Raw genomic sequence first — 25295 nt, forward strand, 5'->3', positions numbered from 1 at the left:
GGATCAGCGCAGTCCGGCGAAGAGATCGTTCTCGGGTACGGCCGCGCCGGTGGCGTCCTGGACACGTACGAAGGTCTCCATGCCCATCAGCTCGCCGAACCTCTCCTTGCCCATCTTGAGGAAGAAGATGTTCTCGCCCTGACTGGCATGCGCGGCCAACGCGTCGAACTTCTGACCGCTGAACGCGGTGGTGTCCACCCACGTGGTGATCTCATCGTCGGGGAGGCCGATCTTGGCCATCGCGGCGGCCTCGGCAGGATCCGGCTCCGGCATGTCCTCATGGAACTCACGCATGATCTCGCCGAACCGCTGCATCCCCGAGCGGGGCATCGTGGTCCAGTACACCTTCGGTGTCAGCGTGGTCATCTCCAGCGCCGCCATCGTGATGCGGTGGGCCTGGATGTGGTCGGGGTGGCCGTAGAAGCCGTTCTCGTCGTAGGTGACGACCACATCAGGTCGGTAGTGCCGCATGAGTTCCGCCAGTCGGGCCGCGCCTTCCTGCACGGGGGTCTGCCAGAAGGAACCGGGGGCGTCGTTGCTCGGCCAGCCCATCATCCCGGAGTCGGCATAGTCCAGCATCTCCAGATCGCTGACCTTCAGGACATCACAGCTCGCCTCAAGTTCTTGACGGCGCATCAAGGCGACCGCCGCCGGATCGTGCCCGGGATCGCCCGGCTTGACACCCTCCGGTCCGTCACCGCAACCGCCGTCGGTACACGTCACCAGAACCGTGCGGATGCCTTCCGCCGCGTATCGCGCGAGGACCCCTCCGGTCCCCGTGGCCTCGTCGTCGGGGTGGGCGTGTACTGCCATGAGCGTCAAGGGCCGGTCAGTCATGAAACAGTCCTCCTGCGGAAATACGTCTTGGTCCGAGTGCGCGGCGGGCTTACCGCGATCCCGGGGCCCGGATCCTGGTGGGGCGGACGACCCTGTGGTCTCCGTGTTCCCCGCCCGTGCGGCGCCGGTCCCTGATCCGATGCAACCGCGCCGACCGGACCGGCTGTTCCCGGCGCGGCCGCTCGGCCTTCCAGGCGTCGGCGTTCCAGGCCAACGAGGCACAGGCGCGACCCGCATGTCTCAGCGCCACGTCGGAGCCGAACTCCGTCCGGCACCAGCCGTGAGATTCCGACACGGGGCGCAGAGCGATCGACAGCCTTCTGGGGGAGCGGGGGAAGGGGACCCCCGGCGCAAACTCCCCAGATTCTCACCAGGACCCGTCCTGAGCGCCTATCATCCGGGCCGATGCACGTAAGCAGTGAGGTGAGAGGCCCTGTGTTCACGACCCGACCCACCCTCCAGGGCACCTTCGGCATGGTGTCCTCCACGCACTGGCTCGCCTCGCAGTCCGCGATGGCCGTCCTGGAGGACGGCGGCAACGCCTACGACGCCGCGGTCGCGGCCGGATTCGTCCTCCACGTCGTCGAACCCCACCTCAACGGACCCGCGGGCGAGGTCCCGATCATTCTCGCCCCCGCGGACGGTGCCGTGCGGGTGCTGTGCGGACAGGGCGTCGCACCCGCCGGGGCGACGATCGCCCACTACAGGGGACTGGGTCTGGATCTCGTACCCGGTACCGGCCCGCTCGCCGCCGCCGTGCCGGGCGCGTTCGACGCCTGGATGCTGCTGCTGCGCGACCACGGCACCAAGCCGCTCGCCGACGTCCTGAAGTACGCCATCGGATACGCCGAGGACGGGCACGCGCCCGTGGAGCGCGTCGGCGAGACGGTGGAGGCCGTACGGGCGCTGTTCGAGACGGAGTGGACCTCGTCGGCCCAGGTGTATCTGCCGGACGGCAGGTCACCGCGCCCCGGCGAGCTGTTCCGCAATCCGGCTCTCGCCGCGACCTGGCGACGGCTCCTCGACGAGGTCGCCGGCGCGGGGGACCGGGTGGCCGAGATCGACGCGGCACGGGATGTGTGGCGGTCCGGCTTCATCGCGGAGGCCCTGGTCCGGCAGGCCCGGCGGCCCACCATGGACACCAGCGGTGAGCGCCACACCGGCACCCTGAGGGCCGCCGACCTGGCCGGCTGGTCCGCGACCTACGAGGCCCCGGCGACGTACGACTGGCGGGGCTGGACCCTGTGCAAGGCGGGCCCCTGGAGCCAGGGCCCGGTCCTCCTCCAGCAACTGGCGCTGCTCCCGCCCGAACTGCCCCGCTACGGTTCCGCCGAGTACGTCCACCTGCTCGTCGAGGGCTGCAAGCTCGCCATGGCCGACCGGGAGGCCTGGTACGGCGACGCGGCCGAGGTGCCGCTCGACGAACTGCTGTCGGAGCCCTACAACGCCGCCCGGCGGGCGCTCGTGGGGGACAAGGCGTCGTACGAACTGCGTCCCGGCAGTCCGGGCGGCCGTGATCCACGACTCAGCGGGCACGCGCGCGTGGTGGCCGCCGAGGAGCCCGGCTTCGACGCCCTCGCGGTGCCGGGCGCCGGTGAGCCCACCATGGCCCGCGCGGCGGCGGAACCCGAGGTGGCACCCGACGGTGGCACCCGGGGCGACACCTGCCACCTGGACGTCGTCGACCGCTGGGGCAACATGGTCGCCGCCACCCCCAGCGGCGGCTGGCTCCAGTCCAACCCGGTCGTCCCCGAACTGGGTTTCCCGCTCGGCACCCGGCTCCAGATGGCCTGGCTGGAGGAGGGACTGCCCAACTCCCTGACCCCGGGCCGCCGTCCGCGCACCACCCTGACGCCCTCCCTGGCGCTGCGCGACGGCGTGCCGGTCATGGCGTTCGGCACCCCCGGCGGCGACCAGCAGGACCAGTGGCAGACGCACTTCTTCCTGTCCGTGGCGCTGCGCCCGCAGGTGCGCGGCGGACTCGACCTCCAGGGCGCGATCGACGCCCCGAACTGGCACAACGACAGCTTTCCCGGCTCCTTCTACCCGCGCGGCATGCGCCCCGGCAGCCTGACCGTCGAGTCCCGCACGGACGAGGCGGTCGTGGAGGAACTGCGCCGCCGGGGCCACGACGTCACGGTCGCCGAGTCGTGGTCCGAGGGGCGGCTCTGCGCGGTGGCCCGGAATCCCGCGACGGGCGTCCTGTCGGCGGGGGCCAATCCGCGCGGGATGCAGGGGTACGCGGTCGGACGGTGAGGCCCGGCCCGGCACCGGTCCCCCCGGGCCGGTCGCGCGCACCGGGCCCCGCGCCGGTCGCCTGCATCGGGCCCCTGGGCCGGTCACCCGCACCGGGCTCCCGCATCGGGCCCCCGCGCCGGTCGCCTGCGCCGGTCGTCCGCACCGGGCCCTCCGGGCCGCCCCGCGCCGGTCGCCCGCACCGGACCCCCGCATTGGACCCCCGAATCGGGACTGCGTCCCGGCGGCCCGTCCGACGGTCTCGCCGGGGCCGTGATCACGGCCCGGTGCCAGTGATCGTCCGGCCCCGGGAATTCATGGTGATTCCACCCTGAGTACCCCGGAGGGGTGGGGATTGTCAGTGGCGCGTGCTGTCATGGAGCCATGATCGAAGAAATCGAAACCATCGACGAGTTTCTCGCACAGCGCGCGACCGACGTGGAACACGCCATACGCAAGGCCGCCGCAACCGAGATCATGCCCCGGTTCCGGCAGCTCGCCGCGCACGAGATCGACCAGAAGTCCGGCCCGCACGACCTCGTGACGGACGCCGACCGTCTGGCCGAGAAGTACCTCACCGAGGCCCTCACCGCGCTGCTGCCCGGCTCGGTCGTGGTCGGCGAGGAGGCGGTGCACGCCGACCCGGCGAGCTACGAGGCGATCCGCGGCACGGCGCCGGTCTGGATCGTCGACCCCGTCGACGGCACCCGGCAGTTCGTGCACGGCGACTCCGGGTTCTGCACGCTGGTCGCGCTCGTGCTGGACGGCGTGGTGCACGCCTCGTGGACGTACGCGCCCGCGCGCGACGAGTTCGCGACCGCGATCCGGGGCCGCGGCGCCGTGCTCGACGGCGTGCCGCTGCGCTCCGGTTCGCCCGAGCCCGGCCGCGACCTCGACATAGCGACCTCCCACCCGGACTACACCACGGACGAGCAGAAGCGCGCGCTCCTGGGCCTGCGCGTCGACGGCGTCCTCCCGCGCCCGTGCGGCTCGGCCGGCCTGGAATATCTGGCTGTCGCCCGAGGCGAGTTGGATGCCACCGCATTCAGCTGGGAGGCGGCTTGGGATCACGCGGCGGGACTGCTGCTGGTCGAGGAGGCGGGCGGCGCCCATCTGACGCTTCGCGGCGAGCCGTTCCGTGTCACGGGGGGCAACGCGCTGCCGTTCACGGCGGCCCGTGACGAGGCCACGGCCCGCCGGGTGACGGCCCTGCTGGCGGCACAGCCCGAACAGGTGGCGGCCGGGGCCTGAGCGGGAGCTCCGCGGCCCGCGAGGGTTCCGGTTCCCGTCCGGCGGTCGGCACGCGGTTCCGGGGCGTTGTCTTCCAACGCCCCGTGCCGCCAAGGCTGTCAGTCCTCCGGCATATCCTGATCCTCAGTGGCCGTCGGCTGACAAAGGAGTCCGAAGGTGCCGTCGATGCTCGATACGGTCGTGGTGGGTGCGGGGCCGAACGGACTGACGGCTGCCGTGGAGCTGGCCCGCCGGGGCTTCTCCGTGGCCGTGTTCGAGGCCCGCGACACGGTGGGCGGGGGAGCGCGCACCGAAGAGCTGACCCTGCCCGGTTTCCGGCACGACCCGTGCGCGGCGGCGCATCCGCTGGGCGTCAACTCGCCCGCCTTCCGGGCGATGCCCCTGGAGCGGTTCGGCCTGGAGTGGCTGCACGCCGAGCTTCCGATGGCGCACCCGTTCCCGGACGGCTCGGCGGCGGTGCTCTCGCGGTCGGTGGCCGAGACGGCGGCTTCCTTCGGGCCGCGCGACGCGGGCGCGTACCGCAGGCTCGTCGCGCCGTTCCTGAGCAAGTGGGACACCCTGGCGCACGACTTCATGTCGCTGCCACTGACCTCGCTGCCCCGGGACCCGGTCACCCTCGCCCGATTCGGTCTCGCCGGGCTGCCGCCGTCGACCTGGCTGATGCGCCGCTTCCGCGACGAGCGGGCCAAAGCCCTGTTCGCCGGTCTGGTGGCGCACGTCATGGCGCCGCTGGAGGGCGTCGGCACGGGCGCCGTCGGCCTGGTCTTCGCGCTGGCCGCGCACGCCCGGGGCTGGCCGGTGGCGCGCGGCGGCTCCCAGTCCATCTCGGACGCGCTCACCGCGTATCTCAAGGACCTCGGCGGCACCGTCCACACCGACTACGAGGTGAAGCGCCTCGACGATCTGCCTCCCGCGCGCGCGTACGTCTTCGACACCTCGCCCAAGGCGCTGGCCCGTATCGCGGGGTTCGGGCGGTACTACGAGGGATACCGGTACGGGGCGGGCGCTTTCAAGATCGACTACGCGCTGGACGGCCCCATGCCCTGGACCGCGGAGAAGGCTCGCGTCGCCGGGACGGTGCAGGTCGGGGCGAGCAGAGCGGAGATCGGCAGCGCGCTGCGCGCAGCCTCGCGCGAGGGCCGGGCACCCGACGCACCGTTCCTGATCACGGTGCAGCCGAGCGTCATGGACCCGTCCCGGGCACCCGAGGGCAAACAGGTCTTCTGGGCGTACGGCCATGTCCCGAACGGCTGGACCGGAGACCTCACCGACGCGATCGAGCGCCAGCTGGAGCGGTTCGCGCCGGGCTTCCGTGACCGCGTACTGGCCCGCGCGACCGCCGGACCGCCCGAACTCGCCGCCCGCAACGCCAACTACGTGGGCGGTGACATCGCCTGCGGTGCCGCCTCCGGACTCCAGCTCATGCTCCGCCCCAAGCTGTCCCTGTCCCCGTACAGCACCCCGCACCCCGCCGTCTTCCTCTGTTCCTCGGCCACCCCGCCCGGTCCCGGTGTGCACGGCATGTCGGGGCACAACGCGGCGAAGGCCGTCTGGAGGAGGCTGAGAGAGTCATGACCACGATCACGCTGGTGCAGGGCGACATCACCCGGCAGAGCGTCGACGCCGTCGTCAACGCGGCGAACTCCTCACTGCTCGGTGGCGGAGGCGTCGACGGGGCCATCCACCGCCGCGGCGGCCCGGCCATCCTCGCCGAGTGCCGCGAGCTGCGCGCCGGTCACTACGGCAAGGGACTGCCGACCGGCCGGGCGATCGCCACGACGGCGGGCGACCTCGACGCCCGCTGGGTGATCCACACCGTGGGTCCCCGCTATGCCCAGGAGGAGGACCGGTCGCAGTTGCTGGCGTCCTGCTACCGGGAATCGCTGCGCGTCGCCGACGAGCTGGGCGCCCGTACCGTCGCCTTCCCCGCCGTCTCCGCGGGCATCTACGGCTGGCCGATGGACGACGCGGCGCGCATCGCGGTGGAGACCGTCCGGGCCACGAAGACCGACGTCGAGGAGGTTCGCTTCGTGCTCTTCGACGAACGGGCGTACGACGCGTTCGCCGGGCAGCTGAGCTGACGGGCCGGACGCCGCACACAGCCGCCTGAGCGAACCGGGTCGGCCGGGGCCGCGCGACCACACCTTTCCCGGGGTTGCCGTGCTGCGGTGGCGGAGCGGGCGGGCCGGTGCGCCCCCTGACTCACACGGCCGGGTGGACAACGGCCTTCGGGGCACCGGGCTGAGCGGACCGCGGCGCGCTCGGCACGTGGGAGCTGAGCCCGCATGCGGCCGGGGGGAATGTGCGGGTGGCCCGGCCGGGGCCGTCCGGGCGCGGGGGCGCATCGGCCGTGCGGCCGGTCACAGGTGCAGTTCGACCACCAGTGGCCGGTGATCCGAGATCGCGGTGCCCGGGGCGCGCACCCCACGGACCGCGCCCGCCTCGATTCCGGTGGCTAGTACATGGTCCAGCTGGACGAGGGGACGGTGCGCCGGATAGGTGGGCGTACGGGCCAGATCCCGCCAGCCGCGCGGCAGCGGCGGGGTGCTTTCCGGCCGGGTCCGGCGGAGCCCGCTGCCGCCGAACGGGCCGGCCGGGTCCAGGACCGCCCGCGGAAGCGCGCCAGGCAGGTTGAAGTCGCCGAGAAGCACCTGGGGCCGGGGCAGGTCGGCGATCCAGGCGCGGACGGTGAGCAACTGGCGGATGTTCCAGCCGGGCACGAACGACAGGTGCAGCGCCACGACGGTGAACGGCCCGCGGTCCCCTTCCACGACGGCGGCCAGCGCCGCCCGCGGCTGGTCCCTGGACACGGTGAGTCCGCGGCGTCCGGGCGTCCGCAGCGGCATGGGGATCGGCGCCGGCGCCAGCCGCCGTGCTCTCCAGTGCCGTACGGGCAGCCGGGACAGCAGGGCGATGCCGTGCGAAGGGACACCGCCGCCCGCGTCGGCCTCGCGCGGGCCGTACACCCGCAACCCCGGTTCGGACAGCGCCGGGATCCACCCGCCGCCCGTCTGCGCGGCGCCGTGGAACGCGGACGCGTAGCGCCAGTGGCGTGCGCCGGACCCCGCGGCGGCGGCCGCCGCCTGGTCCACCCCGCCCGAGCGTTCCTGCAGCCGGTCCAGCTCCTGAAGCGCCAGGACGTCGGCGTCCAGCGACGCGACGGCCCGGGCGAGCGGCGCCTCGGGGCCGCTCGTGGCCGGGACGGAGACGGGCGCGCCGTCCACCATCGGCCGGCCGTGCAGCACGTTGAACGTCGCGAACCGCACCCGCCCGGAGCGCGAGGGGCCGGGGTGAACCGTCTCGGAAGGTGTCATGAGCGCGACCGTATCGAGCGGGAGCCGTGAGCGGTGGCCCGGTCTCCTACACTCAGGGCAGCGTTTCGCCCAGCAGCCGCAGCAGATCGCCCGTGGCGTCGGCCGCACCCAGCGCGGGCAGGGCACCGAGCGCGAGAACGGCCGCACCGACGGACCGCATGACGGGCGGCGGAGCGGTCTGCAGGGCCGCGATCCGGCGGGTGACGGCGTGCTCGGAGAAGTGCAGGGCGCATCCCGGACGGGCGCGCTGGGAGACGAGGGCGGCACGCGCCAGGGCGCGGGCCGTCGTGCGCCGGTCCCCGACGGTGTTCGCGGCCTCCTCGTCGGCCCAGCGCTCCAGCAGGAAGGCGACGGTGTCGCGGACGGGCGCGAGCAGGGGGTTCGCCGCCGCGGCCAGGGCGACGGCGGTCGACAGTGCCGAGTGCCGGTGGGTGAGATGGGCGCGTTCGTGGGCGAGCAGAACACGCCGTTCGGCGGGCTCCAGCGCACCGAGCATCGCGGCCGTGACCAGGATCCGACCCGGCTTGCCCGGGATGGCGAAGGCGTGCGGGGTCGGCGAGGCGGCGACGACGAGCTCACTGTCGGGCGGGTGCCCCTCGCAGAGCCTGAGCAGGACGCGGCGGGTCGCGATATGTGCTCGTACGACACGTAGGAGCCGGTGGGCGAGCACGGCGAGGGCGGCCACCGCCAGGACGGCCACGGCCTCCGGGACGGGCTCGGGCAGCGTCCGACCCTCCTCGCCGGCCTCGGCGATCACCATCGGTGCCTGGTCGATCAGGGTGGCCCCGAGCAGCAGCAGCGCCCAGGTCGAGGCGGCCGCGGTCAGCACGGCGGCTGCCGTGAGGACGCGGGCCGCCAGGGCCGGCGACACCCGTCTGCCGACCTGCGGGGCGATTCCGGTGAGGAGCAGCGCCAGTACGAGCGGAACGTAGACGTCGATCCTCATGGACCGTTCCCTCCGAGGAGGTCGCGCAGGGCTTCCTCCTCCTGGCGGCTGAGCCCGGTGACGAACTGCTGGAGCGCTGCGATGGGGTCGGGTCCGCGGTCGAGCGCCTCGTGCATGGCCTCGGCGGTCAGCTGGGCCGCGTTCTTGGCGGGCCGGTACGCGCCGCGCCGGCCGTCAACGTCACGGAGCACAAGGCCCTTGTCGTACAGACGTTTGAGGATGGTGTGCACCGTGTTGTAGGCGAGTCCGCCGCCGATCTCGGCCTGGATCTCGGCGGGAGTGAGCGCGTCGTCGGTGGCCCACAGGGCGGCGAGGACTTCGCTCTCCAGCTCGCCCGCGCTGCGCCGTTCCACCCTTCCACGGGGACCTGTGCCAGCCATGCCCGTCACCTTACAGCGTGTAGGGGAGCTGGAAAGGGTGTCGATGCCGGGCGTACGCCCGGGGCACAAGGGGTCGCATACCACCCCCGGGTACTTCCTCGAATGCCCGTCCCGTTCAGCGCCTTCTTCCGGTGGGCGGTAGTTTGTCCATGACTCCCCGACTCCCGCCCTCACCCTACGTCTTGTAGGGTGAGGAAACCCTACAGCGTGTAGGGCTGAAGGGTGGACGATGGCCAAGACCCTGAACGTCCCGCTCATCGGCGCCCGGCGGCCCAAACCGCCGGATGGGGCGGCCCGCGTGTCCCGGCGCCCTGGCGAAGTGGGCCTGCTCGCCCTGGTCGCGGCCGCCTTCACGCTGGCCCAACTGGTCCTCGTGCACCCCGGGATGGGCCTCGGCTGGGACGAGACGGTGTACGTCAGCCAGATCTCCCCGCATGCCCCCGCGGCCTTCTTCAGCGCGCCACGGGCGCGCGGCGTCTCCCTGCTCGTGGCGCCGATCGCCTCCTGGTCGTCGTCCACCATCCTGCTGCGGGTCTACCTCGCCCTGCTCTCCGGACTCGGCCTGTTCGTGGCCCTGCGCGTCTGGCGCGGACTGTTCCCGGTGCGCGTCCTCGCCCTGGCGGGCGCCCTGTTCGCGACGCTGTGGGTGACCCTCTTCTACGGCCCGCAGGCCATGCCCAACTACTGGGTCGCGATCGGCGCCCTCGTCTGCGTCGGGTGTTTTCTGCGCGCCCAGGCGGGCGGCCGCGATCGGGCGGCCCTGTGGGGGATCGGGCTGAGTGCCGCGCTGATGGCCTGGATGCGGCCCCCCGACGCGGTCTGGGTGACGCTGCCGCTCCTCGTCATCGCGGTGGCCGTACCCCGATGGCGGCGGGTCAGGCCGCTTCTCGCCCTGGTCGCGGGCCTGCTGGCCGGGGCGGCCGAGTGGATCATCGAGGCCTACGTCAGCTACGGCGGCCTGGGGCAACGGCTCTCGGACGGTTCACGCATCCAGGGCGGCCTCGGCTGGAACGTCGCCGTCGGCGACCAGATGCGCAGCCTCGGCGGACGCGTGCTGTGCAGGCCCTGCGCCGGGGCGATGCCGAACCCCGTGGTGATGGCGTGGTGGTTCGTCCTGCCGCTGATCGCCGTCCTCGGCCTGGTGATCGCCGTCAGGGCCCGTCGTACGGCACCCACCCTGCTGCTCCTGGCCTGCGCCACGACAGCCGGAATCCCGTACCTCTTCATGATCGGATACGCGGCCCCGCGCTTCCTGCTGCCCCTCTACGCCCTCGTCGCGATCCCCGTCGCCGACGCCCTCGTCCACCTGGTCACCGTCCCCGGCCGATCCCGGCGACCCGTGATCGTGACCCTGGTGGCCGTCGGTCTCGCCGGGCACCTGGCCGTGCAGTTCGCGGTCCTGCAGGCCACGGTGCGGCGCACCACCGACAGCCACCACGGCTGGGCGGTGACGGCGGCGGAGCTGCACCGGCTCGGTGTCCGGCCGCCCTGCGCGCTGACCGGGCATCAGTCCGTCCCCATCGCCTTCTACGCCGGCTGTTCCTCCTGGGCGGTGGGCGGACACAACGCCAACGCCACCCCGGAGAGCATCACGCGTTCCGCCGGGCACATGCCGGTCGCCGTCGTCACCACTCCGGGGAGCAAACCGCCCGGATACGCCCGCACCTGGGCACCCCATCGCGTCGGTGACCTGAACGTCTACGTCTCTCCGGGAGCGGGGAGCCGTACGCCGTGACCCTTCCGCCGGAGACGCCTTCGCCGGCGCAGAGTGGGCAGGCCGCCCGCAGCGGTCGAGCGGTCGGCCTCGGCCGGCCTCCCGGCGGCGAACCGGTGGGCGCTCCGACGCGAGGACCGGCCGGGAACGGGCGGGCCGGCCGCGCACCGGTGTCCGTCGCCGGCGGTGGCCCGGTCGCCGGGCCGACGACCGACGGCCGGATGCCGCCGCCCGAGCCGCGGTGCGGGCCGCCCGAGCCGCTGTCCGGACCGGGCGGGCCGTCGTCCTCCGCGGTGTCCGACGGCAGGTGGACGACCGTCGGCCGGCGACTGTCCGTGGGCGACGGGCGAGTGGGCTGGCACGCCGGGCTTTCACTGGTCGTGCTGGTGTGCGCCGGGTTTCTCGCCCACCGGCACTGGCCGGTGATCGAGGCCGGAGCCGGCCGGCTCACCCATGCCGACCGGGGCTGGCTGCTGGTGGCGACCGCCGCCACCCTGGGGACCTGGGCGTGCTCGGCCCTCGCCCAACAGGGCGCGGTGGCGGAGCCACTGCCCGCCGGGCGTCTGGTGGCGGTGCAGTTCGCGGCCGCCTCGGCCAACCACGTACTGCCCTCGGGACTCGGCGCGGGAGCCGTCAATCTGCGCTTCCTGACCCGCTGCGGACTGCCCGTCACCCGTTCCGCGACCGCGCTCGCGGTCAAGGCCGGCGCCGGAACCGTCGTACGCGGCTGTCTGATCGGCGCGCTCGCCCTGGCCTGCCCCGGCGCGCTCCGTCTTCCCCGGGTGCCGGCGAACCCCTGGACCGTGACCGCCTGGACGACGGCCGTCGTGGTGGCCGCCGTCGCCGCGGCGCTCCTGGCGGGCCCGCTGCGGCGCGCGCTGCGTTCCGTACTGCTGGACGTCCGCGCCGTACACGAACTCCCCGTGCGGGCCGCCGCGCTGTGGGGCGGTTCGCTCGCCTTCGCCGCGCTGCACGCCACCGTGGTCATCGCCGTCGCGCAGGCCATCGACCTGCCGCTGTCCCCGGCACGCGTGGCGCTCGCCTACCTCGCGGCGAGCAGCGCCGCCGTTCTGCTGCCGACTCCGGGCGGCCTCGGCTCCCTGGACGCCGCCCTCGCGCTGGCCCTCACGCTCGCCGGGGCGTCCGGCGGCGCGGCGGCGTCGACCGTTCTCGGCTACCGGCTGCTCACCGTGTGGCTTCCGCTGCTGCCCGGGCTGGTGGCGCTGGGGGTGCTGATCCGCCGCCGAGTGCTGTGAGGGCGAGCGCTGTGAATGGGGGCGTGTTCGGGGGGCGTACGGCAGTCAGGATGCGTTCAGACTTCCGCTGACACCCTCGGGCCTCATGACCTACGAGACAACAGAGACCTCCGGGACTCCTGAGGCGTACGGCCACCCCGGCGCCCCGGCCGCCGGGCAGCGCCTGCGCTGGAACAAGGTGCCCGAAGTCACCGCGTACTTCTGGATCATCAAGGTGCTGTGCACGACGGTCGGCGAGACGGCCGCCGACCTCCTGAACGAGAACCTGGGCATGGGCCTGACCGGTGTGTCGCTGCTGATGAGCGGGCTGCTGGCGATCGTCCTGGTGGTCCAGTTCCGTACGAAGACCTACCAGGCGGGCGTGTACTGGCTCGCCGTGGCGCTGATCAGCGTCGTGGGGACGTTGATCAGCGACAACCTCACCGACAACCTGGGCGTGCCGCTGGAGACCAGCACCGCCGTGTTCGCGGTCGCCCTCGCCGTGACCTTCTTCGTCTGGTACCGCCGCGAGGGGACGCTGTCCATCCACAGCGTCGACACGCTCTCCCGCGAGGCCTACTACTGGCTGGCGGTGCTGTTCACCTTCGCGCTCGGCACCGCGGCCGGTGACCTGGTCGCCGAGCGCATGGCCCTCGGATACTGGGTCTCCGCCGTGCTGTTCGGACTCGCGATCGCCGCGGTCGCCGTCGCGCACTTCGCGCTCGGCCTGAACGCCGTGCTGAGCTTCTGGATCGCGTACATCCTGACCCGTCCGCTGGGCGCGTCGATCGGCGACTACCTCTCGCAGCCGACCGGCGACGGAGGACTCGGCTTCGGCACCGTCGTCACCAGCGCGCTGTTCCTGACGGTCATCCTCGGCATGGTCGTCTACCTCTCGATCACCCGCCGCGACGTCACGACCGCCGACCGGCCCACCCTTCAGGCGGGCTGACCACCGACGGGCTGACCACCGACGGGGTGACGCCCGCTTCCGGCCTCACCCTCTCGGAATCCCGGGCCGCGCTCCGGTGAGCCTCGCGGCCAGGCCGGAGGCCGGTCCGCCCGCGGAGTCCTCACCCCGACGGAAGGCCGACCACGAACATCGCGCCCGTGGCGTGTGCCTCCTGGTGGTGCACCTCGCCGCCGGCGGAGCGGGCCAGGCGTCGCGCCAGCGGCAGACCGAGGCCCGCTCCGCCGTGTCCGTCCGCGGGATCGGCGCGGCGCCCCGGCTGGAAGAGCTGGGGCGCGAACGACGCGGGTACGCCGGGCCCGTCGTCCATGACCTCCACACGGACGCCACCGGGCCCCCCGGCGGCCCGCAGCTCGACCCGGGCGGACGCGTGCCGCAGCGCGTTGTCGAGCAGGGGGCTGACGATGCGCTCCAGCAGGGCGTCCGGCACCCCGGCCACCAGATCCGTCCCCGGGCCGGTGGTGACGGCGATCTCCACCTCCGGCCGCGCCGTGACGGCACGGTCCGCGAGCCGGCGCAGTACGGATACGACCTCGCTGGTGCCCGGCGCCGCGGACGCGCCGTCACGGGCGTCGTCGAGCAGCGTGTCGCAGATCGTGCGCATGGACCTGGCGGCGTCCGCTATGGCCTCCTGAGTGGTCCGGGTCTCCTCGGCGGAGCGTGGCCGGGACTGCCACCAGTCGAGCTCGGCGATGATCCGGGCGAGGGGATTGCGCAGCTCGTGCGACAGCTCCTGGGTGAGCTGCCGCTCATGGCGCAGCAGGGCCCGGATGCGGTCCAGGAGCGCGTCCAGCGATCCGCCCAGCCGGGCGAGTTCGACGGGCCGGGCGATGCTCCCGAAGCGTTCCTCGGAGGCCACGGCGCTCCACCGGGTGGCTTGGTCGGTCATCGTGCGCACGGGACGCAGGGCGCGACCCACCGCGAGGCGTGTCAGCGCGTACGTACAGGCGAGCATGGCGGCGTCGAGGGCGAGGGACGCGAGGAGCAGGGTGTCGGCCGAACTGCGGTACGGGGACAGGTCGAGGGCGGTGACGACGGTCGCGCGGGTGCTGTTGCCCGGCACCGGCCGCGCGCACAGCCGGACCGGGCCGTGGGCGCCGGCGGTGACGCAGTGCGTCCCGCCCCGTCCGGCGAGTGCGTCGGCCGCGCGGGTGAGCGGGCCGGCGGCGGTGGCCGAGGGCGGCTTCTCCAGGAGCCGGTCGCCCGCGTAGATCCACACGTTGGCGTCGAGCAGCTCCTCGCCCGGCGTCTCCAGGACACGTACCCGGGCGCCGCCGGTGTCGACCGTCGCGGCGACGGCGGTGCCCCGGGTGCGCAGCTCGTCGTCCGCCTGGTGCTGGAGGTGCCGTCGTACGACGGTGTTGAACGCCACCGTGAGGATCACCATGAGCAGGGTGGCGGTGGTCAGCGCGACCAGCGAGAGCCGGCCGCGCAGGGTCTGCGGACGCCAACCGGATGCGAACGTTCTCATGAGCGCACGCCTCCGGCCGTGAAACCCGCCGCGGCGGTCGGCCGGGCGTGTGAAGGTCCCGGTCTCATGACAGGCGGTGCCCGATACCGCGCGCGGTCGTGACCGTCAGCTCGCTGCCGCCGTCCCGCAGCTTGCGGCGCAGCCGGGTCAGATACTGGTCGAGCGTGTTGTCACTGACCTGGGCTCCCTCCGGCCAGCCGGCCCTGATCAGCTCCCGTCGGCCGACGATCGCCCCGGACGCCGCCATCAGCCCCGCCAGCAGGCGGAACTCCGTCGGGGTCAGCGCGACGTGATGACCCCGCACGGTCAGGCTGTGCGCGACCGGGTCCAGCACCAGGTCACCGGCCGTACCGGACGGACCCGGTCCGGCGCGCTTGAGGGCCGCCCGCAGCCGGGCCGCCAGCTCCGTCAGATGGAACGGCTTGGGCAGGTAGTCGTCGCCGCCGGCCGAGAAGCCGGCCAGCCGGTCGGTGAGGTGGTGGTGGGCCGTCAGGAAGATCACGGGGGAGAGGAAGCCGTTGGCCCGGATCGCCTGGCACACGTCCCGACCGTCGGCGTCGGGCAGGCCGACGTCGAGGACGGCCGCGTCGATGTCGGCCCCGGCGAGCCGCAGCGCGGCCGCGCCGTCCTGGGCCGGCACCGTGTCGAAGCCCTCGTCCCGCAGCCCGCGCCGCAGGACGTCACGCAGCGCGTGGTCGTCCTCGACGACCAGGATCCGCCGGCGCATGCTCTCCGCTCACCCGCTCTTCGCGAGCCGGGACGCGATGAGCAGGGGGCCGAGCCGAGAAGCGGCAAGCCGGTGCTCCGACACGTCGGGCAGCCTGTGGAGGACGGCCGTCATCGCCACCGCGACCAGCGTGCCGATGAGCACACCGGCCGCGACGTCGTGCGGATAGTGCGCGCCGACCCAGACCCGGGAGGCTGCCATCGCGCCCGCGGCCACGATCGCGACGGTGCCGAGGAGGCGCGAGACGAAGAACAGCGCGACCGCCGCCGCGGCCGCGATCGCCGCGTGATTGCTGGGGAACGACCAGTCGCCCGGCGCCGGGCACGCCTCCAGCGTCGCCACCCGCAGGCTCTGACAGGGCCGGTCCTCGCGCACCAGCAGCTTCACGCCGAGATCCACCCCGTACGCCACGACCACGACGACCGGGACGGCGAGCGCGGCCAGCGCGGCCCGCGGGCTCTCGCGCCGCGACCGCCACCAGCCCAGCACCATCAGTACGGCGAACAGTCCGAGCCCGTACGTCGACCACACCGACACCACGCTGTCGAACCACGAGGGGGAGTCCTGAGCGAGGTCGATCACATACCGGTAGGCGGAGCCGTCGACTGAGGCGCCGTCGAATGCCAGGATCATCCCTGGGCCTCCTTGGTCGCGGCGCCCTGCCGACGGGAGCGGTACAGCTCAGCGGCGAGCGGGGCCAGGGACACGAGGACGATGACCGCGATGATCGGGAGCAGATAGCGGTCGACGTTCGGGATGGAGGAACCCAGCGCGTACCCGCCGAGGGTGAGGCCGATGCTCCAGACGAGGCCGCCGACCACCTGCCACACGGTGAAGGTCCGCACGGGCACGCGCAGGGCGCCCGCCATCGGGTTCAGCACCGTACGCACCACGGGGACGAAGCGGGCCAGCACGATAGCCTTGGCGTAGCCGTACTTCTCCAGCAGCTCCTCGGCGCGGTGCGCGCCCGCTTGGAGCCGTGGGGCGGAATCGCGGGACAGGAGGGCGCCGCCCGCCTTCCGCCCGATCAGATATCCGGTCTGCGCGCCGACCAGCGCGCCCACGGCCGCGGCGATCAGCAGCGGGGGAAGCGACAGCTTCAGACCGTTGTGCCCCGATCCCGTGCAGAGCAGGCCCGCCGTGAACAGCAGTGAGTCCCCGGGCAGGAAGAAGCCGATCAACAGGCCGGTCTCCGCGAACATCACCACGCCCACCCCCAGTACGCCGAAGGCGGCGAGCAGGGACTGGGCGCTGAGAATATTCACGGCGAGGTGTGACGCTGTGAACAAAGATGCGGCCATCGTCGCGGGCCCTCTCATACTGGATGCGCGGGCACGGTCGATACTCGTACCCGGATGACTACAATTCTGTAGACGGTCTACTGAACTGTAGACGAAGGTGGGGTGAGGATCGTTCCCATGAGCAGTGACAAGGACGAACGCCGACCGGCGGGTGAGCTGGAGGCCAGCGTGATGGCAGCTCTATGGGCCGCCGGTGTGCCGCTCACGCCGGGACGCGTGCAACGCGAGCTGGACTCCGGTCTGGCCCGCACGACGGTGACGACGATCCTGTCCCGGCTGCACGAGAAGGGCATCGTCGGCCGCGAGCGGCTGGGCCGGGGCTACGCGTACTTCCCCGTCCAGGACCCGCACGGCCTCACCGCACGCCGCATGCACAGCGAGCTCGACCGGGACGACGACCGGGAGACCGCGCTGGCCCGATTCGTCGCCCAGCTCAGCCCGGACGACGAGCGGCTCCTGCGGGATCTGCTGGAACCGGATCTCGACGTACGTCCGGAACCGGGTGAGGGATGATCCTTCTGCTGCTGGTCCCCTTGCTGGTCCCCTTCGCACTGGGCCCGCTGGCCCGCCGCTGCCTCGACCGGCTCACCCCGGTGGCCGCGCTGTGGTCGGTGACCCTCGCCCTCGTCGTGCTGGCCGGCGCCTCCGTGGCCTCGCTGGGCGCGCTGGTCCTGACGGGGCTGCTCAAGCTGCCCCTGCTCGCGGGCCTCGGCGACCTCGTCCACCCCCTGCGCACGGCCTCGGACCTCGTCGTCCTGCCCGCGGCCGCCGCCGCGACCGGCGCGCTCACCCTCGGTGCCTGGACCGTCGTCCGCTCGGCCCTGCGCCAGTTGCGCGCCTTCCGCTCCGCGCGCAGCCAGGCCGACCGCCGCCCCGCCGCGGGCGACCTGTGCGTCATCGAATCGCCGCACCCCGACGCCTACGCGCTCCCCGGCCGGCCGCACCGCATCGTCGTCACCACCGCGATGCTGCGCAGCCTCGGAGCCGACGAGCGCGAGGCCCTCTTCGCCCACGAGCGGGCCCACAACGCCGGCGGCCATCACCGCTTCCTCGTCGTGGCGGAACTCGCGGCCCACTGCCACCCGGGCCTGCGTCCGGTCCGCGCGACCGTGGCGCTCGCCGCGGAGCGCGCCGCGGACGAAGCCGCCGCGGTCGCCGTGGGGGACCGCAGGCTCATCGCCCGCGCCATCGCCCGCGCCGCCCTCGCCGTCGGCGACGCCCGCTGCGACCGTCCCGACTTCGCCCCCGCGGCCACCACGGGTCCCGTCCCCCAGCGGGTCGCGGCCCTCCTCTCCACTCCCCAGCACCGCCCCCGCGCCGCCGCCTGGATCGCCGTCCTTCTCGCCGTCTGCGCCGCCGTCTCGGCCGGTGCGTCGGGAGCCGGTGTCGTCGCCTTCCACCACCAGGTGGAGGTCGCGCAGGGCGAGGCGGCTCGCTGAGGGCCTTCGGTACGCGTGTCGGCCCAGTCCCACTGGGCGCGGGGCGGTGTCCCCGGTGGGAGGCGCCCCGGCCCTGCGGTTGCCGGGAACCACTCAGGCGAGTGCCGAACCGGGGATCTGGATCCGTAGGGGTCCGGGAGCAAGAGCGGGAGGGGCGCGGGAGCGCGAGGGGGTGCGGGCCGACCGCAGGCCGGGCAAGCTAGATGTCGGATTCTCGCCAGCCCTGTCCTTCGGGGTGCCCGATGCTTGAGGCATGCAGAACGGGATGCACACGGACACGGAGCGCTGCGTACGTGCCGTCCAGTCGAAGGACGCGCGCTTCGACGGATGGTTCTTCACCGCTGTGACGACGACGAAGATCTACTGCCGGCCCAGCTGCCCGGTCGTGCCGCCGAAGCCGCAGAACATGACCTTCTACCCGAGCGCGGCCGCCTGTCAGCAGGCCGGATTCCGGGCCTGCAAGCGGTGCCGCCCGGACACCAGCCCCGGCTCACCCGAATGGAACCACCGCGCCGATCTCGTGGCCCGCGCGATGCGGCTGATCGGCGACGGCGTCGTCGACCGCGACGGCGTACCGGGCCTGGCCACCCGGCTCGGTTACAGCACCCGCCAGATCGAGCGGCAGCTCCTGGCCGAGCTGGGCGCGGGGCCCCTGGCGCTCGCCCGTGCCCAGCGGGCCCAGACGGCCCGGCTGCTCATCGAGACGACACCGCTCCCGATGGCCGAGATCGCCTTCGCCGCCGGCTTCTCCTCGATCCGCACCTTCAACGACACCGTCCGCGAGGTCTTCGCGCTGTCCCCGAGCGAGCTGCGCGCCCGTCTGCCCAGGAACAGGGCCGGAGCCGCGGCGGGAACCCCGGGCCTGCCCGGCGTGCTGAACCTCCGGCTCCCCTTCCGCGCCCCACTCAACCCGGACAACCTCTTCGGACACCTCGCGGCGACCGCCGTACCCGGGGTCGAGGAGTGGCGCGACGGCGCGTACCGGCGGACCCTGCGGCTGCCGTACGGCCACGGGATCGCCGGCCTGACACCGATGCCGGACCACATCGCGTGCCGCCTGACCCTCAGCGACCTGCGCGACCTGTCCGTCGCGATCAGCCGTTGCCGCCGCCTGCTGGACCTGGACGCCGATCCGGTGGCGGTCGACGACCAGTTGCGTACGGATCCGCTGCTGGCGCCGCTGGTCGACAAGGCCCCAGGCCGCCGGGTACCGCGCACGGTGGACGAGGCCGAGTTCGCCGTACGTGCGGTGCTGGGGCAGCAGGTCTCCACGGCCGCCGCGCGTACCCACGCCGCCCGCCTGGTCGCCGCTCACGGCGTCCCGGTGGACGACCCGGAAGGCGGCCTCAACCATCTCTTCCCCTCGCCGGAGGCGCTCGCCGCACTCGACCCCGAGTCGCTCGCGATGCCCCGCACCCGACGCACCACGTTCACCACGCTGGTGGGCCAACTCGCCGAAGGGACACTTCATTTGGGGGTGGAGAACGACTGGGCGCAGGCCAGGGCCAGGCTTCTCGCGCTCCCCGGCTTCGGCCCCTGGACCGCCGACGTGATCGCGATGCGCGCCCTCGGCGACCCGGACGCCTTCCTCCCCACCGACCTCGGAATCCGGCGCGCGGCCCAGGGGCTGGGGCTCCCGTCCACACCCGCCGCCCTGACGGCCCGCGCCGCGGCCTGGCGTCCCTGGCGGGCCTACGCGGTCCAGTACCTGTGGGCGACGGACACCCACCCGATCAACTTCCTCCCGTCACAGGCCGGCACCCCACACCCCCCGCACCCCACGAAGCCCGCACCCCGCACTTCACGCACCCCACGGACTTCACGCATCAAGGACGCTCAGTGAAACGGCACACGGTCATCGACAGCCCCTACGATCCCCTCACTCTCGTCGCCGACGACGACGGTGTGCTGTGCGGCCTCCATATGGTCGGCCAGCGTCACCGCCCGCCGGAGGAGAGCTTCGGCGAGCGCGACGACACGCTCTTCGACGAGGTGACGGAGCAGCTGCACGCCTACTTCGAGGGTGAGTTGAAGGAGTTCACCGTCGAACTGCGCATGGTCGGAACTCCCTTCCAGCTCGGCGTGTGGGGCCAACTGCGGCAGATCCCCTACGGCGAGACCCGTTCGTACGGCGAACTCGCGGAATCCCTCGGCAACATGGGCGCCTCCCGCGCGGTCGGCCTCGCCAACGGCAAGAACCCGATCGGCATCATCGTGCCCTGCCATCGCGTGATCGGCGCGAGCGGCAGCCTCACCGGCTACGGCGGCGGCCTGGACCGCAAGAGGCAACTCCTGGACTTCGAGAGCGGAGCAGCACTCTTCTGACCCGGCTCGGCCGTCGTACGGGGTTCGGCGATCAGCGCATGGGTCCTGCGCCGCATCCGCGAGGCGCTGCGCCCGACCCCGGGGGCGGCCATGCCGTACTCGTAGGCGACGAGCTTCTCGGCTTCGGGGTCGCGCCGGCACAGGCCGTTCGGGCCGTGACAGTCAGGGATTCCGGAATCGCGAGGCATCGGCGGATGTGACAGCGGCCAGGTGCAGGCAGCTCATCGTCGGGGGCGGCACGGATTCGACCGGCGGCCATGACCTGAATGGCGCACCGCGGTCTTCCTCCCGGGTGACCCCGGTGGCGTGAGCCCCGCGATCACTGGTGTCTGGACTGAGGGAGAGCCGGCAGAAAGCGGGAGACCATGGAGCGGATGCACAAGGGCCTCGCGACACCCCGGGCCGCCGGGGCGGCCGGGGTGGTGTTCGCGGTCCTGATGGCCGCGGCGATCGTGCTGGTGCGCGTCGCTCTGCCCGGCGGCGGGGACAGCGTGACCCTCGACGCCGGACAGCGGAGCGGCGTGCGGACGGCGCTGGAGCTGGTGCCGTTCGCCGGGATCGCGTTCCTGTGGTTCATGGGCGCCCTCCGCGAGCAGGCCGGCCGGGCCGAGGACCGGTTCGTCGCCACCGTGTTCCTGGGCAGCGGCGTGGTCTTCGTCGCCATGCTGTTCGGTGCCGCCGCGGCGGCCGGGACCGTGCTCGGCGAAAGCCCGCAGGGCCCCACCCCTTCCTTCGGCAGCCACTTCGCCTACGCCCTGCTGACCACGTACGCCATGCGGATGGCGGCGGTGTTCATCATCACGACGTCGACCATCGGCCGCCGGCTCGGCGTGTTCCCGCGCCCGCTCGTCGGCGTCGGCTATCTCGCGGGCCTGACACTGCTCGTGGCGGGAACGGGCGTTCCCTGGTCCGAGCTGGTGTTCCCGGCCTGGGCGCTGCTCCTCAGCCTGAACATCCTGTGGGGCCGTCGCCCCTCCACGGCACCGCCCGCCGCTCCGGCCTGATCCGGCCGCACCGCTCACTCGAACGGTCCGCTCCTCGTCGCCGCTTCCCGCCCGGCCGCCGAGAGTGGTCGCAGGAGGCTTGACCGGGCCCTTGGAGAGGACCGATCCCGTGGTAAGGATTGCCGTCGATCTGAACCGCTGTCAGGGGTACGCGCAGTGTGCGTTCCTCGCTCCCGAGATCTTCACCATGCACGGCGACGAGGCGCTGCTGTACGACCCGGAGCCCGACGAGGCGCTGCGCGAGAAGCTGGACCGGGCCGCCGCGGCCTGTCCGGTCCAGGCCGTCCTCGTCGATGCGGTGGAACCCGACGGTGTGGAACCCGACGCCGTGGACGTACCGGCCGAGGGGGTGTCGCATGCTCAGTGACGGATCCCTTGACCGGCTCAAACGCGATGGCCGCATCGTCGTCGTCGGCGCCTCGCTGGCCGGCCTGCGGGCCGCCGAGACCTTGCGAGAAAAGGGCTTCACGGGTTCGCTCACCATGATCGGCGACGAGCCCTGCGAACCGTACGACCGGCCCCCGCTGTCCAAGCAGGTGCTGCTGGGCCGGGCGAGCGCCGACCGCACCGCACTGCCCAGGCTCCGGTCCGTCGACGCGAACTGGCGACTCGGCACCCCGGCCACCGGTCTGGACATGGCCGCCCGACGGGTGCGGCTGGCCGACGGCGACGAGGTGCCGTACGACCGGCTGTTGATCAGCACCGGCGTACGGGCGCGGCCGTGGCCGCACGAGGCCGAGGCGGACCTCGACGGAGTCTTCGTGCTGCGCGGCCGGGACGACAGTGCCGCGCTCGCGCGGCGGCTGGAGGCGGGCCCCAAGCGGGTCCTGGTCATCGGGGCCGGATTCACCGGCTCGGAGATCGCCTCCGCCTGCCGTGAGCGCGGTCTCCCCGTCACCGTCACCGAACGCGGCGCCGCGCCCCTGGTCGGCGCACTCGGCGGGGTGGTCGGCGCGGTCGCCGCCGAGATGCAGCGCGAGCACGGCGTGGACCTGCGGACCGGGGTCATGGTGACCGCCCTGGAGGGCGACGCCTCGGGAAGGGTGCGCGCGGCCCAGCTGTCCGACGGCTCCTCCGTGGAGGCCGACGTGGTGGTCGTCTCGCTCGGCGCCCTGCGCAACACCGATTGGCTCGCCGGGTCCGGACTCGGCGCGGGTCCCCGTGGCATCGCCTGTGACGCCGGCTGCCGCGCCTTCGACATCCGCGGGATCGTCACCGACGACATCTACGCGGCCGGCGACGTCGCCCGGTGCCCGCACCCCCTGTTCGGCTACCAGTTCCTGTCCCTGGAGCACTGGGGCAACGCCGTCTCACAAGCCCGGATCGCGGCGCACAACATGCTCAGCGAGAGCACCGACCGCCTGCCCCACATGGAGGTGCCGGCCTTCTGGTCCTCCCAGTTCGGAGTCAACATCAAGTCCGTCGGGATCCCCTCGATGGGGACGGAGATCCTCATCTCCCAGGGCTCGTTGGCGGATCACCGGTTCCTCGGCGTGTACGGGTACCAGGGGCGTGTGATCGGCGCCGTCGCCTTCGACCACGGCCGGTGGCTGCCGTTCTACCAGGGGCTGATCGAGACCACCGCGCCGTTCCCGCCGCCGTTCGCCACGGTCGACCGGCGCCCGGACGGACAGCGGCCGCTCGACGCGGACTTCCCCGACCCCTCGGTCCCCACCCACGGCCCCACCGTGACCGTCAGCGGATACTCGCCGGCCGACCGCCGGATGACGTTCACCCCGGCGCACTGACCGCACTGACCGCACGGCCACGAGGACCCTAGGACTCGCCATGACGCAATCCCTGCTGCACCAGATCCTGGACTACGCCAACCGGGCCGACCCGTACCCGATCTACGAGGAGCTGCGGAAGACTCCGGTCCACCACGAGGCCGACGGGCCGTACGTGGTCAGCACGTACTACGAGATCCGCAGCCTTCTGCACGATCCCCGGATCAGCTCCGACGCCCGCAACCTGGCCTCGAACGCCGCCGACCCACTGGCCGAGGCGCCGCAGGAGGAGAGCACTCTGCCGCCGGGCTTCCTGCGGCTCGACCCGCCGGAGCACGACCGGCTGCGGCGCATGACGAACCGCCCCTTCGGTCCGCCGCACTCCCCCCACCGGGTCGACGGGATGCGCGGAGAGCTCCGCGACATCGTCACCGGCCTCATCGACGGCATCGGCGACCCGGACCGGATCGACCTGGTGGAACAGTTCTCGTACCCCTTCCCGGTGACGGTGATCTGCCGGCTGCTCGGGGTGCCGCGCGAGGACGAGGCGCGCTTCCACACCTGGGCGGACACCCTCGCCGCCAACCTCGATCCCGACCCGGACGCCGATCCCGCCGAGCGGGGCCAGGGTGCGCAGGACGCCCGGATGCAGTTGGGCATGTACCTGGCCGGCCTGATCGAGGAGCGCCGCAAGAACCCGGGGGAGGACATGCTCTCCCAGCTGGCGACGGCCAAGGGCGAGGACGGCCCGATGACCACGATGGAACTGCTCAGCACCGCGGCGCTGCTGCTCATCGCGGGACACGAGACCACGGTCAACCTGATCACCAACGGCATGCTGACCCTGCTGCGCAATCCCGGCGTCCTCCAGCGGCTGCGTGCCGATCCGCGGCTCGCCGTGCCCATCGTCGAGGAGCTGCTGCGGTTCGAGCCGCCGGTGCAACTGGTACCGCAGCGCACCACCCTCGCCGACATCGAGGTCCGCGGGGTCACCATCCCCAAGGGCGCCACCCTGTGGCTGGTCCTGGCGTCGGGCAACCGTGACCCCCAGCGCTTCGACAACCCGGACCGCTTCGACCCGGACCGCCCGGACATCCAGCACCTCGGCCTGGGCAGCGGCATCCACAGCTGCTTCGGCGCACCGCTCGCCCGGCTGGAGACCCAGTTCGCCCTGTCGGAGCTGGCCCGGAGGCTGGAGAACCCGCGTCTGTTGGACGACCCGCCCCCGTACCGGAAGAACGCCGTGCTGCGCGGGCCGCGGCAACTGCACGTCGCCTGCGACGGGATCCGTGCCTAGCGGGCCGCCCGCGAGTAGTCCCGCGAACAACGCTTCAGGTCACCGCACTTGACCGCTGTCCCCGCGGAGTCGGCCCAGCAGCTCCGGCAGGGCGGTGCCGATCGGTTCGCGGACGACTTCGTCGGCGCGGTCGTCGTAGGGGGTCGGTTCGGCGTTGACGATGACGAGCCGCGCCCCGTGGTCGGCGGCGACGCCGGCGAGGCCCGCCGCCGGCTGGACCTGGAGGCTGCTGCCGACGGCGATGAAGACCTGGCAGGCCTTGGTGATGGCGGCGGCCTGGCCGAGGACGACGGGGTCGAGGCGTTCGCCGAACATCACCGTCGCCGGCTTGAGGATCCCGCCGCACTCCAGGCACGACGGATCGTCCTCCCCGGCCTCGACGCGGGCGAGCGCGTCCTCCATGGGTGCCTTGGCGTGGCACCGGGTGCACACCACGGTCCGCGCGGTGCCGTGGAGTTCGAGGACCTTGCGCGTGGGCATGCCGGCGAGCTGGTGCAGCCCGTCCACGTTCTGTGTGATGACGCGCACCGGGATCCCGGACTTCTCCAGCTCGGTGACGGCCCGGTGCGCGGCGTTGGGTTCGGCCATCAGTGCATGGGTCTTGCGCCGCATCTGCCAGGACCGGCGCCTGATCTCGGGATCACCCATGTAGTACTCGTACGTGACGAGCTTCTCGGCCTCGGGGTCGCGCCGCCACAGGCCGTTGGGGCCGCGATAGTCGGGGATTCCGGAGTCGGTGGAGACACCGGCGCCGCTGAGGACGGCGACGAGAGGCCTGTTCATGGGCCGAGAGTAGGACGCTTGCCCGCTCGGAGCGAGCGGTTATCAGGGTGTGGTGGCCCGCGCCGACCTGCTGGGCCGGGTGGCCGAGATCCCCGTCCCGGCCTGCTGGGCCGGATGGCCGAGATCCACATCGGCCTGCCTGCCACAAGCCCCTTCTTGATTCGAGCCTTCGTCGGGTGGGCGCGAAGAACCAGGCAGGCGACTCCGCTGTGCGCGGCCGCGCCTGGCCGTCTTCGCTGACCCGGGCCTCCCGCTCGGAGTCCGTTCCGACAGGAAAGGGACTTGGCCACCCGGCCGTGCACAAGGGTGCGCCGGGCCGCGGTTCATGGCTGACCGGGC

At 72.9% G+C, this 25295-nt stretch carries 24 protein-coding genes; 15 read left to right on the forward strand and 9 right to left on the reverse strand.

What is annotated here, in order from left to right:
* Positions 1 to 3 precede the first annotated feature (3 nt).
* Positions 4 to 837 (reverse strand): PIG-L family deacetylase, encoded by an 834-nt coding sequence (locus tag ACZ4N5_RS06820; protein ID WP_467756044.1) that lies wholly within the window; start codon positions 835 to 837, stop codon positions 4 to 6.
* A 435-nt stretch (positions 838 to 1272) separates the two neighbouring features.
* On the opposite strand from ACZ4N5_RS06820, the gene ACZ4N5_RS06825 reads away from it, so the two are divergent.
* From ACZ4N5_RS06825 to ACZ4N5_RS06840, 4 genes are all read left to right on the forward strand, one after another.
* Positions 1273 to 3093 carry a gamma-glutamyltransferase family protein gene (locus ACZ4N5_RS06825; protein WP_467756045.1) on the forward strand — a complete coding sequence of 607 codons (1821 nt, stop codon included), beginning with the start codon at positions 1273 to 1275 and terminating at the stop codon, positions 3091 to 3093.
* Between the two features lie 363 nt (positions 3094 to 3456).
* On the forward strand, positions 3457 to 4323 hold the full coding sequence (locus ACZ4N5_RS06830; protein WP_467756046.1) for an inositol monophosphatase family protein: 867 nt from the start codon (positions 3457 to 3459) through the stop codon (positions 4321 to 4323).
* Between the two features lie 165 nt (positions 4324 to 4488).
* Positions 4489 to 5898 (forward strand): phytoene desaturase family protein, encoded by a 1410-nt coding sequence (locus tag ACZ4N5_RS06835; RefSeq protein ID WP_467756047.1) that lies wholly within the window; start codon positions 4489 to 4491, stop codon positions 5896 to 5898.
* Positions 5895 to 6404: an O-acetyl-ADP-ribose deacetylase gene (locus tag ACZ4N5_RS06840; protein WP_467756048.1), complete on the forward strand. Its 510-nt coding sequence runs from the start codon at positions 5895 to 5897 to the stop codon at positions 6402 to 6404. The genes ACZ4N5_RS06835 and ACZ4N5_RS06840 overlap by 4 nt, the downstream gene beginning before the upstream one ends.
* Positions 6405 to 6683: 279 nt before the next feature.
* Here ACZ4N5_RS06840 and ACZ4N5_RS06845 read toward each other — a convergent pair whose 3' ends face one another.
* The 3 genes from ACZ4N5_RS06845 to ACZ4N5_RS06855 are packed head-to-tail and all read right to left on the reverse strand — an operon-like array spanning position 6684 to position 8963.
* A complete protein-coding gene (locus ACZ4N5_RS06845; protein WP_467756049.1) occupies positions 6684 to 7637 on the reverse strand; it encodes an endonuclease/exonuclease/phosphatase family protein in 954 nt (317 codons plus the stop codon).
* A 52-nt stretch (positions 7638 to 7689) separates the two neighbouring features.
* Positions 7690 to 8583: a M48 family metalloprotease gene (locus ACZ4N5_RS06850; RefSeq protein WP_467756050.1), complete on the reverse strand. Its 894-nt coding sequence runs from the start codon at positions 8581 to 8583 to the stop codon at positions 7690 to 7692.
* Positions 8580 to 8963 (reverse strand): BlaI/MecI/CopY family transcriptional regulator, encoded by a 384-nt coding sequence (locus tag ACZ4N5_RS06855; RefSeq protein WP_467756051.1) that lies wholly within the window; start codon positions 8961 to 8963, stop codon positions 8580 to 8582. The genes ACZ4N5_RS06850 and ACZ4N5_RS06855 overlap by 4 nt, the downstream gene beginning before the upstream one ends.
* Positions 8964 to 9192: 229 nt before the next feature.
* Between ACZ4N5_RS06855 and ACZ4N5_RS06860 the strand changes: the two genes are divergently transcribed.
* The 3 genes from ACZ4N5_RS06860 to ACZ4N5_RS06870 all read left to right on the forward strand — a co-directional run bounded on the left by ACZ4N5_RS06860 (position 9193) and on the right by ACZ4N5_RS06870 (position 12864).
* Complete coding sequence (locus ACZ4N5_RS06860; RefSeq protein WP_467756052.1) at positions 9193 to 10698, forward strand: hypothetical protein; 1506 nt, start codon at positions 9193 to 9195, stop codon at positions 10696 to 10698.
* A 200-nt stretch (positions 10699 to 10898) separates the two neighbouring features.
* A complete protein-coding gene (locus ACZ4N5_RS06865) occupies positions 10899 to 11933 on the forward strand; it encodes a lysylphosphatidylglycerol synthase transmembrane domain-containing protein (protein ID WP_467756299.1) in 1035 nt (344 codons plus the stop codon).
* Between the two features lie 85 nt (positions 11934 to 12018).
* A complete protein-coding gene (locus ACZ4N5_RS06870; protein WP_467756053.1) occupies positions 12019 to 12864 on the forward strand; it encodes a COG4705 family protein in 846 nt (281 codons plus the stop codon).
* 121 nt (positions 12865 to 12985) lie between these two features.
* Here ACZ4N5_RS06870 and ACZ4N5_RS06875 read toward each other — a convergent pair whose 3' ends face one another.
* The 4 genes from ACZ4N5_RS06875 to ACZ4N5_RS06890 all read right to left on the reverse strand — a co-directional run bounded on the left by ACZ4N5_RS06875 (position 12986) and on the right by ACZ4N5_RS06890 (position 16381).
* The gene (locus ACZ4N5_RS06875; RefSeq protein WP_467756054.1) at positions 12986 to 14353 is read right to left on the reverse strand and encodes a sensor histidine kinase; all 1368 of its coding nucleotides are present in this window, start codon (positions 14351 to 14353) and stop codon (positions 12986 to 12988) included.
* 64 nt (positions 14354 to 14417) lie between these two features.
* Positions 14418 to 15080 carry a response regulator transcription factor gene (locus ACZ4N5_RS06880; protein ID WP_467756055.1) on the reverse strand — a complete coding sequence of 221 codons (663 nt, stop codon included), beginning with the start codon at positions 15078 to 15080 and terminating at the stop codon, positions 14418 to 14420.
* A gap of 9 nt (positions 15081 to 15089) precedes the next feature.
* Positions 15090 to 15713: a phosphatase PAP2 family protein gene (locus ACZ4N5_RS06885; RefSeq protein ID WP_467756056.1), complete on the reverse strand. Its 624-nt coding sequence runs from the start codon at positions 15711 to 15713 to the stop codon at positions 15090 to 15092.
* Positions 15710 to 16381, reverse strand: a complete 672-nt coding sequence (locus ACZ4N5_RS06890) for a DedA family protein (RefSeq protein WP_467756057.1) — start codon at positions 16379 to 16381, stop codon at positions 15710 to 15712. The genes ACZ4N5_RS06885 and ACZ4N5_RS06890 overlap by 4 nt, the downstream gene beginning before the upstream one ends.
* Positions 16382 to 16498: 117 nt before the next feature.
* On the opposite strand from ACZ4N5_RS06890, the gene ACZ4N5_RS06895 reads away from it, so the two are divergent.
* From ACZ4N5_RS06895 to ACZ4N5_RS06930, 8 genes are all read left to right on the forward strand, one after another.
* Positions 16499 to 16894, forward strand: a complete 396-nt coding sequence (locus tag ACZ4N5_RS06895; RefSeq protein ID WP_467756058.1) for a BlaI/MecI/CopY family transcriptional regulator — start codon at positions 16499 to 16501, stop codon at positions 16892 to 16894.
* Positions 16891 to 17820 (forward strand): M48 family metalloprotease, encoded by a 930-nt coding sequence (locus ACZ4N5_RS06900; RefSeq protein WP_467756059.1) that lies wholly within the window; start codon positions 16891 to 16893, stop codon positions 17818 to 17820. The genes ACZ4N5_RS06895 and ACZ4N5_RS06900 overlap by 4 nt, the downstream gene beginning before the upstream one ends.
* A 253-nt stretch (positions 17821 to 18073) precedes the next feature.
* Positions 18074 to 19663 (forward strand): AlkA N-terminal domain-containing protein, encoded by a 1590-nt coding sequence (locus ACZ4N5_RS06905; protein ID WP_467756060.1) that lies wholly within the window; start codon positions 18074 to 18076, stop codon positions 19661 to 19663.
* Complete coding sequence (locus ACZ4N5_RS06910; protein ID WP_467756061.1) at positions 19660 to 20145, forward strand: methylated-DNA--[protein]-cysteine S-methyltransferase; 486 nt, start codon at positions 19660 to 19662, stop codon at positions 20143 to 20145. Before ACZ4N5_RS06905 ends, ACZ4N5_RS06910 begins: the two co-directional genes overlap by 4 nt.
* 365 nt (positions 20146 to 20510) lie before the next feature.
* Positions 20511 to 21149 (forward strand): hypothetical protein, encoded by a 639-nt coding sequence (locus tag ACZ4N5_RS06915; RefSeq protein ID WP_467756062.1) that lies wholly within the window; start codon positions 20511 to 20513, stop codon positions 21147 to 21149.
* A 109-nt stretch (positions 21150 to 21258) separates the two neighbouring features.
* Positions 21259 to 21516, forward strand: a complete 258-nt coding sequence (locus tag ACZ4N5_RS06920; RefSeq protein ID WP_467756063.1) for a ferredoxin — start codon at positions 21259 to 21261, stop codon at positions 21514 to 21516.
* Positions 21506 to 22897: an NAD(P)/FAD-dependent oxidoreductase gene (locus tag ACZ4N5_RS06925; protein ID WP_467756064.1), complete on the forward strand. Its 1392-nt coding sequence runs from the start codon at positions 21506 to 21508 to the stop codon at positions 22895 to 22897. Before ACZ4N5_RS06920 ends, ACZ4N5_RS06925 begins: the two co-directional genes overlap by 11 nt.
* Before the next feature lie 40 nt (positions 22898 to 22937).
* Positions 22938 to 24173: a cytochrome P450 gene (locus ACZ4N5_RS06930; RefSeq protein WP_467756065.1), complete on the forward strand. Its 1236-nt coding sequence runs from the start codon at positions 22938 to 22940 to the stop codon at positions 24171 to 24173.
* A 39-nt stretch (positions 24174 to 24212) separates the two neighbouring features.
* Here ACZ4N5_RS06930 and ACZ4N5_RS06935 read toward each other — a convergent pair whose 3' ends face one another.
* Positions 24213 to 24956 (reverse strand): SIR2 family NAD-dependent protein deacylase, encoded by a 744-nt coding sequence (locus ACZ4N5_RS06935; protein ID WP_467756066.1) that lies wholly within the window; start codon positions 24954 to 24956, stop codon positions 24213 to 24215.
* Positions 24957 to 25295 lie beyond the last annotated feature (339 nt).

This window comes from Streptomyces sp. NPDC026500 (genome assembly GCF_055567635.1).